This window comes from Saccharopolyspora erythraea NRRL 2338 (genome assembly GCF_000062885.1).
GTDB lineage: Bacteria > Actinomycetota > Actinomycetes > Mycobacteriales > Pseudonocardiaceae > Saccharopolyspora_D > Saccharopolyspora_D erythraea.
Genome location: NC_009142.1, coordinates 4,209,314 through 4,221,870, shown reverse-complemented (window position 1 = coordinate 4,221,870; position 12,557 = coordinate 4,209,314). Strand labels below are relative to the sequence as shown.

The window sequence follows — 12,557 nt, the reverse complement described above, 5'->3', positions numbered from 1 at the left end:
GTGCCGCCATGGCTGAGACCGGTGCCCGCGTCCTGGTGGAGGCCATCGCGCGGCGGTTCGAGCGGTTCGAACCGCCCGCGGTGGCGTGCCGGGAGCCCGACGGCCCGCTGGGCTGGCCCGGCTACGGCGCCCAGCGCGAACGCGCGGCCCGCGCGACCGGCTCGGACGAGTCGGTGGTGTGCGGGCGGGGCGTGGTCGGCGAGCTCGAGGCCGTCCTCGTCGCGTTCGACTTCGGCTTCCTCGGCGGTTCCGTCGGCCAGGACGCGGGTGCCCGGATCGTGGCGGCCTTCGATCACGCCAGGGGGCACCGGCTGCCGGTGATCTCGCTGGTGGCTTCAGGCGGCAGCCGGATGCAGGAGGGAATCCTGGCGTTGAGCCAGCTCCAGCGCATCGCCGAGGCGTGCCTGCGGACCCGTCGGGAGGGGATCGCGCACATCGCGGTCCTGCGCAACCCGACGACCGGCGGCATGTGGGCGTCGCTGGCGGCGGGCGCCGACGTCGTGCTTGCCCAGCCGGGCGCGGCGGTGGCCTTCGGCGGTACCCGGGTGCGCGATCCGCGCGCGACGGGCGAGCCGTTCACCGCCGAGGGCAAGTTCGCCGACGGCCAGGTGGACCGGATCGTCGACGACGCCGAGCTGCCCGGCGTGCTGGCCGAGCTGGTCCGGCTGCTGCATCCGTCGCGGCTCGCCGGGCCGCCGGAACCGGCGCCGCTGCCCGAGGCCCCGGACGTGCCCGATCTCCCGGCCTCCGGCTGGGAAGCGGTCAGCCGTGCCCGCGCCGCTGATCGGCCGCGCGCCGGGTGGTACCTCGACCGCTACTTCTCCGCCCGGTTCGAGATCAGCGGCGACCGCGCGGGCGGGACCGACCCGGGGATGCTCTGCGGACTGGGGGAGCACGCGGGCAGGACGGTGGCATTCGCGGCGCAGACCGGCACGGCCAACACCCCGGCCGGCTTCCGGACCGCCGCGCGACTGGTGCGGCTCGCGGACCAGCTGGGCATCCCGGTGCTGACCCTGGTCGACACCCCCGGCGCGGCCAACGGCGCCGAGGCCGAGCGCGACGGGGCCGGGCCGGCCATCGCCGAGCTGTTCACGGCGGTGGCCGCGGCGCGGGTGCCGGTCACCACGCTGGTCATCGGCGAGGGGGGATCCGGCGGGGCGCTGGCGCTGACTTCGCCGGACCGGACCTGGATCACCGCCGACGCCTACTTCGCGGTGATCGTGCCCGAGTCCGGGGCTGCGATCCTCAAACGCGACCCGTCCGAGGCTCCGGAGGTCGCCGACCTGATGCGGCTGCGTCCGCAGGACCTGGTGGCACTCGGTTTCGTCCGGGGCATCGCCCGGTGACGAGATCACGCCAGCGAGTGAGTGGAACGCCTGCTCTGGGCCGTCCCCGCTGCTTTCGGTGATCAAAGACACCTGTCGGTGGTGGCGGACCGGGTGATTTCGTGTTCTAAACTCAGGCTAGCCTGACCAAGGTAAGGCTAGCCTGAGTAAAGGAGCGGGGGCCGGATGGACCGGACTGGGATCGCGGGCAAGGTCGCGTTGGTGACCGGCGCCGGCCGGGGGATCGGCGCCGCGGTGGCCACCGCCCTGTCCGACCTGGGGGCCACCGTCGCCGCCGTGGACATCGACGCCGACGAGGGGACCGCGGTCGCGGCGCGACTGGCCGAGCAGGGCGGCAAGGCCGGACCCTATGTGGCCGACGTCGCCGACGCCGCGTCCGTGGCCGGCGTCGTCGACCGGGTCGAGCGCGACCTCGGGCCCGTCGACATCCTCGCCAACGTCGCGGGCGTGCTGCACCCGGGCAAGGTCCACGACCTCGCCGACGAGGACTGGCACCGCACCTTCGCGGTGAACACCGACGGCGTGTTCCACCTCTGCCGGGAGGTCACCCGGCGGATGGTCCCGCGCGGGCGCGGCTGCGTGGTGACCGTCGGGTCCAACGCCGCGGGCGTGCCCCGCCACGGCATGGCCGCCTACGCGGCCTCCAAGGCTGCGGCGACGCTGTTCACCAAGTCCCTCGGGCTGGAGCTGGCAGAGCACGGCATCCGCTGCAACGTGGTGTCGCCCGGCTCGACCGACACCGACATGCTGCGCGCGCTGGCCGGCGAGGGCGACGCGAGCCAGGTGATCGAGGGCTCGCCGGAGACGTTCAAGGTCGGCATCCCGCTGCGCAAGCTCGCCGCGCCCGAGGACGTCGCCGACGCCGTGGCCTTCCTGGCATCCGACCGCGCCGGGCACATCACCATGCACGACCTGTACGTGGACGGTGGCGCGACGCTGCGCGCCTGACCTGCTCGCCAGCACCGCGACCGGTGCACGGAAAGGTTCACATGACCATCGACAGTGATATCGACACCGCCGGGGATCTCGACGAGATCGGCAAGCTGCTCGCCGCCGACGACGCCACCCGCCTGCTGGAGGCCTACGAGCCCGGCTCGTCGTTCTTCTTCTCCTCGGCGCGGGCGACGATGCTGGCGCGCGGTGTCGACGCCACCGTGCCCAAGATCGAGTGCGGGCGCAGCGGTCTTTCCGATCGGGTGGCGCAGTTCCTGACCGGTGCGCGCGACTTCGGCCGCCGCAACCCCCTGGTCGTCGGCGCGGTGCCGTTCGGCGAGAACCTCCCGGCGCACCTGGTGCTGCCCAGGGAGGTGGTGCGCGCCGCGCCGCCGAACGTGATGGTGCCCAGCGCGTCCGCGCCGAGGCCGCTGTCCTGCCGGATGCGGCAGGTGCCCGCGCCGGAGGAGTACGAGCGCGGTGTCGCCCGCGTCCTGCGGCGGATGCAGAGCGGGGAGCTGAGCAAGGTCGTCCTGGCCCGCTCGCTGGAGCTCTCCGCCGACGAGCCGATCGACGTGCGGCGGCTGCTGCGCAACCTCGCGCTCAAGGACCCCGGCGGCTACACCTTCGCCGTGGACCTGCCCGCGAGGGGCCAGGACGGCACCCGCGACTCCTTCGGGCCGCACCCGGAGCTGCACCGCACCTTCGCGGGTGCGAGCCCGGAGCTGCTGGTCTCCCGCCGCGGGATCAGCGTGCGGTCCAACCCGATGGCCGGTTCCCGGCCCCGCAGCGCCGACCCGCTGGAGGACCGGCGCCGCGCCGAGGAGCTGGAGGACTCGGAGAAGGACCTGCGCGAGCACGCCGCGGTCGTCGAAGCCGTCACCGACGCGCTGCGGCCGCTCTGCACCACGCTGCGGGTGCCCAGGCGCCCTTCGGTGGTCGCGACCGCCGCGATGTGGCACCTGGCCACCGAGATCACCGGCGAGCTGCGCGATCCGGACACCTCGTCGCTGGACCTGGCCGTCGCGCTGCACCCGACTCCGGCGGTGTGCGGGACCCCGACGGCCGAGGCGGGCCGGGCCATCACCGAGAACGAGCCGTTCGACCGCGGCTACTACGCGGGCGTGGTGGGCTGGTGCGACGCGGCCGGCGACGGCGAATGGGTCGTGGCGATCCGCTGCACCGAGGTCGAGGACGCCTCGCTGCGCCTGTACGCGGGAGCGGGCGTCGTCGCGGGTTCCGACCCCGCCGACGAGCTCGCCGAGACCTCGGCGAAGTTCCGCACCGCGCTGGCGGCCATGGGCCTGGACCACGCCCTGTGAGGGAGGATCACCTTGACTGACGACGAGATCCTGCCTGGGTGTCCGACCTGGCCCGCCGAGTTCGCCGAACGCTACCGGGCGGCCGGCTACTGGCGCGGTGAGACCTTCGGCCGGATGCTGCGGGACCGCGCGAACGCCCACCCCGACCGGGTCGCGGTGGTCGACGGCGACCGCAGGACCACCTACGGCGAGCTCGACGCGCGCGCCGACCGCCTGGCCGCCGGCCTGCGCGGGCTCGGCATCACCGCCCGCGACCGCGTCGTGGTGCAGCTGCCCAACATCGCCGAGTTCTTCGACGTCTGCTTCGCGCTGTTCCGCATCGGAGCCGTCCCGGTCTTCGCGCTGCCCTCGCACCGGCTGACCGAGATCGGCTACTTCTGCGAGTTCAGCGAGGCGGTCGCCTGCATCACCACCGACGTCGAGGCGGGCTTCGACCACCGGGTGCCGGCCGCCGAGGTCGCTCGGCGGGTGCCGGGGCTGCGCCAGGTCCTCATCGCGGGAGACCCGGGCGACTCCGGTTTCATCGCGCTGGAGCAGATCGACGGCGAGCCGACGGACGACCCGGGCCCGCGGCCGGGCGACATCGCCTTCCTCCAGCTCTCGGGCGGGAGCACCGGCGTGCCCAAGCTGATCCCGCGCACGCACGACGACTACATCTACTCCTTCCGTGCCAGCAACGACATCTGCGGCGTCACCGAGGACACCGTCTACCTCGGCGCGCTGCCGATCGCGCACAACTTCCCGATGAGCTCGCCCGGCACGTTCGGCGTCCTGCACGCCGGGGGCCGCGTCGTGCTGGCGCGCAGGCCGAGCCCGGACGAGGTCTTCCCGCTCGTGGAACGCGAACGCGTCACGATGGTCGCCGCGGTCCCGCCGCTGGCGCTGGTCTGGCTGGACGCCGCGGCCGGCACCGAGCACGACCTGTCGAGCCTCCAGGTGCTGCAGGTAGGCGGCGCCAAGTGCAGCGAGGAGGTCGCGCGCCGGGTCCGGCCGGTTCTGGGCGCCACCCTCCAGCAGGTGTTCGGCATGGCCGAGGGGCTGGTGAACTACACCCGCCTCGACGATCCGGAGGAGGTCGTGCTCACCACGCAGGGCAGGCCGATCTCCCCCGGCGACGAGGTGCTGGTGGTGGACGACGGCGACCGGCCGGTCGCCGCAGGGGAGACCGGGCACCTGCTCACGCGCGGCCCCTACACGATCCGCGGCTACTACAAGGCCGACGAGCACAACGCCAAGGCGTTCACCCCGGACGGTTTCTACCGCACCGGCGACGTCGTGGTCGAGGGCAGGGCCAAGGACCAGATCAACCGCGGCGGCGAGAAGGTGGCCGCCGAGGAGGTCGAGAACCACCTGCTGGCCCACCCGGCGGTGCACGACGCGGCGGTGGTGTCGATGCCCGACGACTACCTGGGCGAGCGCACCTGCGCCTTCGTGGTCCCGCGCGGCACGCCGCCGAAGGCCCGCGAGCTCATCCGGTTCGTCCGGGAGCGCGGGCTCGCCGGGTACAAGGTTCCGGACCGGGTGGAGTTCCTCGAGCGGTTCCCTCGGACCGGGGTGGGCAAGGTCAGCAAGCGAGACCTCCGGGAGGTCATCAGCCGCGAGCTGGTACCGGAGCTCGGCAAGGACGCAGGACGATGAGCGGGGGAGCGGTGGCGCTTCCGGCGATCGCACCGTATTCGGTGCCACGACAGGAAGAGCTCCCGGCCAACCGGGTGGACTGGCGGCCCGCGGCCGACCGGGCGGTGCTGCTGGTGCACGACATGGAGCGGCACTTCGTCAACGCCTTCACCCCGGGCCGGGAGCCGCTGACCGAGGTCGTGGCCAACATCCGCACCCTGCGGGCGAGCGCGCACGCCGCGGGCGTGCCGGTGGTCTACTGCGCGCAGCCCAGCGGGCGGCCGGGTGCGACACCGGTCCGGTGCGCGGAGCTCGCACCGGACCGCTCGCGCCGCCGTCAGGTCACTTCGACCAAGGCACCTGCGGAGACCGGTAGAAGTCGATCCCGAGCGCGGTCAGCCGGGGCCCCTGCGCGGCCAGCCGCTTCCTGAACGACTCCCAGTCGTGGGTGGCCGCCGGCGACCAGCCCAGCTCGGCGATGGCGGGCAGCCTCGGGAACGCCATGAACTCGATGTGGTCGGAGTTCTCCAGCGTCTCGCTCCACAGTGGAGCCTCCACGCCGAGCACTGCTTCCTCCGGCACGCCCTGCAGGTACCGGCCGGGGTTCCAGCGGTAGGCGGTGGCCACCTCGATGTAGCCTGCCCAGCTCAGCCCCAGCTCGGTGTCGGCGTCGTACTTCATGTCCAGGTAGGACTTGTTCGCCGGGGAGAGCAGGACCTTGTTGCCGCGGGCGACGGCCGGGGCCAGCAGCGGGTCGGAGTCGGTGGTGCCCCAGTACTGCAGCACCGAACCCGCCTTCGGCTCGGCCTTGGCGTACTCGTGCCAGCCGACCGCGGTCTTGCCGTACTTCTCGACCATCGGCAGGACCCGGCCCATGAACGTCTTGTAGTCCTCTTCGGACGTCGAGTGCGCCTCGTCGCCGCCGATGTGCAGGTACGGGCCGGGGGTGATGGCCGAAAGCTCGCGCAGCACGTCGTCGACGAACTCGTAGGTGATCTCCTTCGGCACGCACAGCGAGCTGAAGCCGACCTCGATGCCGGTGTAGAGCGGCGGGGCGACGCCGTCGCAGTTCAGCTCGGCGTAGGAGGCCAGCGCCGCGTTGGTGTGACCGGGCAGGTCGATCTCGGGCACCACGAGGATGTGGCGCTCGGCGGCGTAGTTGACGATGTCGGTGTAGTCCTGCTGCGTGTAGTAGCCGCCCGGGCCGCCGCCGACCTCGGTGCTGCCGCCGTATTCGGCCAGCCGCGGCCAGCTCTTGATCTGGATCCGCCAGCCCTGGTCGTCGCTCAGGTGCAGGTGCAGGCGGTTGACCTTGTACATCGAGATCTGGTCGATGTAGCGCTTGACCTGCTCGACGTCGAAGAAGTGCCGGGCGACGTCCAGCATCGCCGCGCGGTGGCCGAAGCGCGGCTGGTCGGTGATCTCACCGCCGGGCACCGTCCACGGCCCCTGCTGCACCTGGTCGCTCTCGACCGAGGCGGGCAGCAACTGCCGCAGCGTCTGCACGCCGTTGAACAGGCCCGCGGGGGTGCCCGCCTCGATCCGCACGTTCTCCCCGGTCACCGCCAACCGGTAGCCCTCGGCGCCGAGGTCGTCCGAGCGCTCGATCTCGAGGGCGATGTCGCCGGGGCGCGGGTCGGCGCCGACGACCGGCAGCTCGAACCCGGTGGAGGGGCGCAGGATCTCGCCGAGCTGGTCGCCGACGGCCTTGGCCTCGCCCTCGGCGCTGATCCGGGCTTTCTCGCCGAGCGAGAACTCGACGGCGGGATCGGGCTCGACGTGGGCCGGGGCGGGGATCACCTGGTGCATCCGGGAGTCCTGGGCTTCGACGCCACCCGCGACCGGCGCGGTCAGCAGACCGCCGGTCAGCAGTGCGCCGGTGAGCAGCGCCGCCACCGACGTCGCGCGGCGGGTCGGCAGGTGCTGCGATGATCGTTTCATGGTCTCACCGCTCGGGTCGGGGACAGCTGACCCACAAAGGTATAGACCAAATCCTGAGCGATAGAAGCGTCCGAACGGACGTACCGGACACCGCGCCCACCCGGGCTCGGGCCCGCGGGCGCGGGCTCAGCCGCCGCGCCCGCGGGTGAGCACCGCGCCTGCCGAGGCCAGCGTCACGCAGCACAGCCCGGCGACCTGCCGGTCCGCGAGCACCTCCGACAGCAGCAGGAGGCCCGCCGCCGCGCCGACGGCGGGTTCGAGGCTCTGCATTACGCCGACGGCGCGCGGCGGCAGCCGGCGCAGGGCCATCAGCTCCAGCGAGTAGGGCACCACCGCCGACAGCAGTGCGAGGCCGAGGCCGGGCAGCAGAGCGGCGGTCGAGAGCAGCGCCGTCCCGGACTCGGCGATGCCGAACGGCAGCGCCAGCACGGCCGCCCACGCAACCGCCAGCGCCAGCGGAGCGCCGTCAGCGGCGAGTTCCCCAGCCCGGCGGCTCAGCAGCAGGTAGCCGCCCATGCCCGCCGCCGACAGCAGCGCCAGCCCGACACCGACCAGCGGTGGCGCCGGGCCGGAAGGAGCGCAGAGCAGCAGGACTCCGGCGCCCGAGAGCAGCGCCCAGACCACGTCACGGGGCCGCCGGGATCCCGCGAGCGCCACCGTGAACGGGCCCAGCAGTTGCAGGCTCACCGCGACGCCGAGCGGAAGGTAGCGCAGTGCCGGATAGATGATGTTCATCGCCGCGATCGCAGTGCCGAACCCGACGATGAGCCCCCGCGGCCGCCACCCCGCGGGAATCCGCGGTCGCCACAGGGCGAGCAGCACCGCCGCGGCCAGCCCGAGTCGCAGCGTCACCACGCCTGCCGGCCCGACCACGCCGAACAGGTGCTTTCCCCATGCCTGCCCGAACTGCACGCTGCACACCGCACCCAGCACGAGCAGGGGCGGTGGTAGTCCGCGGTGCGCACGGCCTCGGCCGGTTCGGGCTGGCGGGGATTGCATGGCCCGAGTCTGCGATCACGGAGCCGTGCAGGTCCATTTCACATTTCTACCTACTACTGTGAAGAATCGACTACATGATCGACCTGCGACGCCTGCACGTGCTGAGGGTCCTGCGCGAGGAAGGCACCGTGACGGCCACCGCGCGGGCGCTGCACCTCACCCCGTCGGCGGTGTCCCAGCAACTGCGCCAACTGGCCGCCGACGTCGGCGCGGAGCTGCTGAACCACGAAGGACGACGGGTGGCGCTCACCTCCGCCGCGCACGTCCTGCTCGGCCACGCCGACACGATCGCCGCCGAGTGGGAACGCACCCGGGCCGACCTGGCCGAGCACTCCGACGGGGCGGCGGGGCGGGTGCGCATCGCCGGTTTCGCCAGCAGCTTCGGGTCCCTGCTCGTCCCCGCGGCCGCACGAGTGCGCGAGGCGAACCCGCGGCTGGAGGTCAGCCTGGCCGAGACCGACATCGACCAGGGCCTGCGGCGGTTGCTCGCCGGCCGGGCCGACATCGCGGTCCTGCCGGTGCCCGGAACGCCGCCGCTCGACGACCCGCGCTTCGACCAGCGAATCCTCCTGCGCGACCGGCAGGACCTCGTGGTGTGGACCGGTCACCGGCTGGCCGGCCGCGACGCGGTCGAGCTCGCCGAGACCGCGAGCGAGGACTGGATCGCGCCCCACCACGACCAGCACGAGCTGATCAGGGTCGCCTGCGCCGCCGCGGGCTTCACCCCGCGGGTCGCGCACGAGGCGGCGGAGTGGAGCTGCGTGCTGAGCCTCGTCGAAGGCGGCTTCGGCGTCTGCCTGCTGCCCGCGCTCGCCGGCGTCGCCGCCCACCGCGGACTCGTGCGGATCCCGCTGCTCGGCGAACCGGCCCCGGCGCGCAGCGTCCTGACCTGCGTCCGCAGGGGCAGCCGGGCGCAACCGGCCATCGCCGTCGTCATGGCGGCGCTGGAGGATGCCGCCCGCCGCGTGTCGAGCGGCTGATGCGGCACCGCACGGGCGGTCCGCGCCCGCCAACACCCGGCCCGGGGTCCCGTCAGCCTCCAGGGCGCAGAGCCGGGCGCAGGGCGTCGAGCACCGCCGGATCCTCGATCGTGGACGGCACCTTCGTCTGGCCGGTGTCGGCGATCTCGCGCATCGACTTGCGCAGGATCTTGCCGGAGCGGGTCTTGGGCAGCCCGTCGACGACGCTGACGTCCCGGAAGGCCGCGACCGGGCCGATCTGGTCGCGGACGGCGGCAACCAGCTCGCCGCGCAGCTTCTCCTCGTCGACCTCCACCCCGGCCTTGAGCACCACGAAGCCGCGCGGGACCTGGCCCTTCAGCGCGTCGCGCACGCCGATCACCGCGCACTCGGCCACCGCGGGGTGCTCGGCCAGCACGGCCTCCATCGAACCGGTCGAGAGGCGGTGCCCGGCGACGTTGATCACGTCGTCGGTGCGGCCCATGACGAACACGTAGCCGTCCTCGTCGACGTGCCCGCTGTCGCCGGTCAGGTAGTAGCCGGGGTAGCGCTCCAGGTACTCGCCGCGGAACCGGTCGTCGGCGTTCCACAGCGTCGGCAGCGTCCCGGGCGGCAGCGGGAGGCGGATGCAGATCGCGCCGTCCCGGCCGGTGGGCACGGGTTCGCCCGACTGGTCGAGGATCTCCACCTGGTAGCCGGGCACCGGCACGGTCGGCGAACCGGGCTTGACCGGCATCGGCTCCAGCCCGCGCGGGTTGGCGCAGATCGGCCACCCCGTCTCGGTCTGCCACCAGTGGTCCACGACCGGGATGCCCAGCTTGCCGACGGCCCACTGGTAGGTCTCCGGGTCCAGCCGCTCCCCGGCCAGGAACAGCGACCGCAGGCTGGAGATGTCGTGCTTGGCCAGCTCGACCGCGTCGGGGTCGACCCGCTTGATGGCCCGGAACGCCGTCGGCGCGGTGAACAGCGACTTCACCCCGTGCTCGGCGATCACCCGCCAGAACGCGCCGGAGTCGGGCGTGCCCACCGGTTTGCCCTCGTAGACGATCGTGGTCGCGCCCGCCAGCAGCGGTCCGTAGACGATGTAGGAGTGGCCGACGACCCAGCCGACGTCGGAGGCCGTCCAGAACACCTCGCCCGGCCCGATGTCGTAGATGGCCGACATCGACCACCGCAGCGCCACCGCGTGCCCGCCGTTGTCGCGGACCACGCCCTTGGGCCGGCCGGTCGTGCCGGAGGTGTAGAGGACGTAGAGCGGGTCGGTCGCCGCCACGGGCACGCAGTCCGCAGGTTCGGCCCCGGCCACGGCGTCGTCCCAGTCGAGGTCGCGCTCGCCGAGCGCGGCGGTGGCCTGCTCGCGCTGGAGCACGATGACCCGGTCGGGCCGGTGCTCGGACAGCCGCAGCGCCTCGTCGACGATCGGCTTGTACTCCACGACGCGGTTGGGCTCCAGCCCGCACGAGGCCGCCACGATCACCTTCGGGCGGGCGTCGTCCACGCGGGCCGCGAGCTCCCGGGGGGCGAAGCCGCCGAAGACCACCGAGTGCACGGCACCGATCCGGGCGCAGGCCAGCATCGCCACCGCCGCCTCGGGCACCATCGGCAGGTAGATCACCACCCGGTCGCCCCGCTCGACCCCCTGGGCGCGCAGGGCGCCCGCGAACACCGACACCCGCTCCAGCAGCTCCCGGTAGGTCCACCGCGACACGGTGCCGGTCATCGCGGAGTCCCAGACCAGCGCGTCCTGCTCGCCGCGGCCGTCGCGCACGTGCCGGTCGAGAGCGTTGAAGCAGGTGTTGAGGACTCCGTCGGGGAACCACCGGTACAGCGGCGCCCGCGAGTCGTCGAGTGCCCGGCTCGGGCTCCGCTCCCAGTCGATCGCGTCGGCCGCGTCCAGCCAGAACCCTTCCGGGTCCGACGAACTCCGTTGGTAGGCGTCGGCGTATGCGCCCATGACGATGTACCTCCCGCGCGTGCCGGACTGCTGACCGTGAGTGTCCTACCGCACCCGCGCGCTCGGCACCACCACGGCGCCGCGGCGGTGAACGAACGCCGAGCGGTCGGCGGACTTCAGCCCGGCGGGTGCGGGCCGCGACCGCCGGTGGTCACTTCGGCGACCGCCCCCGTCCACTTGTCGCCAGACGGGCCGAATCGGCGCGACAGGGCGTGATCGATCGAACACAATCCTTTGCAGGCCGGGGATTCGGGCTAACGACACACCGGGGTGGACCGACAACCGGTACGGAGGTGCTACCGGAGATGAGCACGGACACGTCGACTACGACGGAAACCGATTCGAGCGGAGCGGACCAGGCCGACCTGCCCACCGCGCCGCGCAGCGTGGTGTGGAGCGGCGGCCACTCCTACGTACTCGAAGGTGTCAGAGGCGCCCGCTGGGCCGGCGTCGACGACCGCCGCCGTGCCCGGTTCCTCACCGACGCCGACCTCCGCCGCCGGGGCTGGAGCCACCGTCCACGTTGAGCACCCCGCCGGGGGACGGACTGCCCAGCCGCCAGGACCGTTGCCCGAGGTGTGTGGCACCCTGATCGGTGCCGGATGCGCATACCCGCATCCGGATGCGGGTAGTTCGTGACAACCGTTTCGGGGAGGGGCTCGTGGTGCAGGACGCCGACGGCACCACGGAGAACACCGCGCGGGGAACCGGCTCGGAGCCGGACCCGGAGCGGTCGCGGCCCGCCGGATCGGAACAGGGGGCCGACCCCGGACTCGCGCGGATCAGGGAAGCCGCCGCCGGCGTCTGGGACGATCCGTGGCTGACGCTGCCGAACCTCCTCAGCGCGATCCGCCTGGCCGGCGTTCCGCTTTTCCTGTGGCTGCTGCTCGGCCCGCAGAACGACCTGCTCGCGCTGCTGGTGCTCGTCATCAGCGGCGCGACCGACTGGCTGGACGGCAAGCTGGCCCGCTGGTTGAACCAGTACAGCCGGGTCGGGGAGCTGCTGGACCCCGCCGCCGACCGCCTCTACATCGTCGCCACCCTGGTCGCGTTCGTGATGCGCGACGTGGTGCCCTGGTGGGTCGCCGCGGCGCTCATCGGACGCGACGTGGTGCTCACGCTGTGCCTGCCGGTGCTGCGCTACCACGGCTACGAGCCGCCCGAGGTGCACTACCTGGGCAAGGCGGCCACCTTCTGCCTGATGTACGCCTTCCCGCTGCTGCTTCTCGTGCAGGGCGACTTCACCTTCTCCGCGGTGGTCCGCCCGATCGCCTACGCCTTCACGTGCTGGGGCGGCGCGCTCTACCTGTGGGCGGGACTGCTCTACCTGTCCCAGGTCGTGGCCGCGGTCCGCGCGGCGCGCAGGGCGGCGCGGACCTGACCCGGGTGCCTTGCGGCCCGCGCTGTCGGCGAAATACGCTCGCCGGACCCGCCGGGCGATCTTCACCCGGTGGGAGCACACGGCTCTGGCAACACAGGAAGGGCG

General features: G+C 73.0%; 11 protein-coding genes. 8 read left to right on the top strand and 3 right to left on the bottom strand.

Going from position 1 to position 12,557, the window contains the following annotated elements; all coding sequences use genetic code 11:
- Nucleotides 1-8: 8 nt before the first annotated feature.
- The 5 genes from SACE_RS18695 (at nt 9) to SACE_RS36570 (ending at nt 5,649) form a co-directional block, all read left to right on the top strand.
- On the top strand, nt 9-1,346 hold the full coding sequence (locus tag SACE_RS18695; RefSeq protein ID WP_009947898.1) for a carboxyl transferase domain-containing protein: 1,338 nt from the start codon (nt 9-11) through the stop codon (nt 1,344-1,346).
- A gap of 165 nt (nt 1,347-1,511) precedes the next feature.
- Nucleotides 1,512-2,294, top strand: coding sequence for a 2,3-dihydro-2,3-dihydroxybenzoate dehydrogenase (locus SACE_RS18690; protein ID WP_009947899.1), 783 nt, complete (start codon nt 1,512-1,514; stop codon nt 2,292-2,294).
- A 41-nt stretch (nt 2,295-2,335) separates the two neighbouring features.
- Nucleotides 2,336-3,601: an isochorismate synthase DhbC gene (dhbC, locus tag SACE_RS18685; protein ID WP_009947901.1), complete on the top strand. Its 1,266-nt coding sequence runs from the start codon at nt 2,336-2,338 to the stop codon at nt 3,599-3,601.
- 12 nt (nt 3,602-3,613) lie between these two features.
- On the top strand, nt 3,614-5,239 hold the full coding sequence (locus SACE_RS18680) for a (2,3-dihydroxybenzoyl)adenylate synthase (protein ID WP_009947902.1): 1,626 nt from the start codon (nt 3,614-3,616) through the stop codon (nt 5,237-5,239).
- Nucleotides 5,236-5,649 (top strand): isochorismatase family protein, encoded by a 414-nt coding sequence (locus SACE_RS36570; protein ID WP_029621762.1) that lies wholly within the window; start codon nt 5,236-5,238, stop codon nt 5,647-5,649. Before SACE_RS18680 ends, SACE_RS36570 begins: the two co-directional genes overlap by 4 nt.
- On the opposite strand, the gene SACE_RS18675 is transcribed toward SACE_RS36570, so the two are convergent.
- Nucleotides 5,561-7,159, bottom strand: coding sequence for a beta-N-acetylhexosaminidase (locus tag SACE_RS18675; protein WP_011874175.1), 1,599 nt, complete (start codon nt 7,157-7,159; stop codon nt 5,561-5,563). The genes SACE_RS36570 and SACE_RS18675 overlap by 89 nt on opposite strands.
- 126 nt (nt 7,160-7,285) lie before the next feature.
- Nucleotides 7,286-8,158 (bottom strand): EamA family transporter, encoded by an 873-nt coding sequence (locus SACE_RS18670; RefSeq protein WP_044547440.1) that lies wholly within the window; start codon nt 8,156-8,158, stop codon nt 7,286-7,288.
- Nucleotides 8,159-8,232: 74 nt separating this feature from the next.
- On the opposite strand from SACE_RS18670, the gene SACE_RS18665 reads away from it, so the two are divergent.
- On the top strand, nt 8,233-9,138 hold the full coding sequence (locus SACE_RS18665) for a LysR substrate-binding domain-containing protein (protein WP_009947907.1): 906 nt from the start codon (nt 8,233-8,235) through the stop codon (nt 9,136-9,138).
- A gap of 52 nt (nt 9,139-9,190) precedes the next feature.
- Here the strand turns inward: SACE_RS18665 and SACE_RS18660 are convergent, their stop codons facing one another.
- Nucleotides 9,191-11,071 carry a propionyl-CoA synthetase gene (locus SACE_RS18660; RefSeq protein WP_009947908.1) on the bottom strand — a complete coding sequence of 627 codons (1,881 nt, stop codon included), beginning with the start codon at nt 11,069-11,071 and terminating at the stop codon, nt 9,191-9,193.
- Between the two features lie 305 nt (nt 11,072-11,376).
- On the opposite strand from SACE_RS18660, the gene SACE_RS18655 reads away from it, so the two are divergent.
- Both SACE_RS18655 and clsA read left to right on the top strand, forming a co-directional pair.
- A complete protein-coding gene (locus SACE_RS18655; RefSeq protein WP_009947909.1) occupies nt 11,377-11,598 on the top strand; it encodes a hypothetical protein in 222 nt (73 codons plus the stop codon).
- Nucleotides 11,599-11,693: 95 nt separating this feature from the next.
- A complete protein-coding gene (gene clsA, locus SACE_RS18650) occupies nt 11,694-12,452 on the top strand; it encodes a cardiolipin synthase ClsA (RefSeq protein WP_241867280.1) in 759 nt (252 codons plus the stop codon).
- Nucleotides 12,453-12,557: the final 105 nt, after the last annotated feature.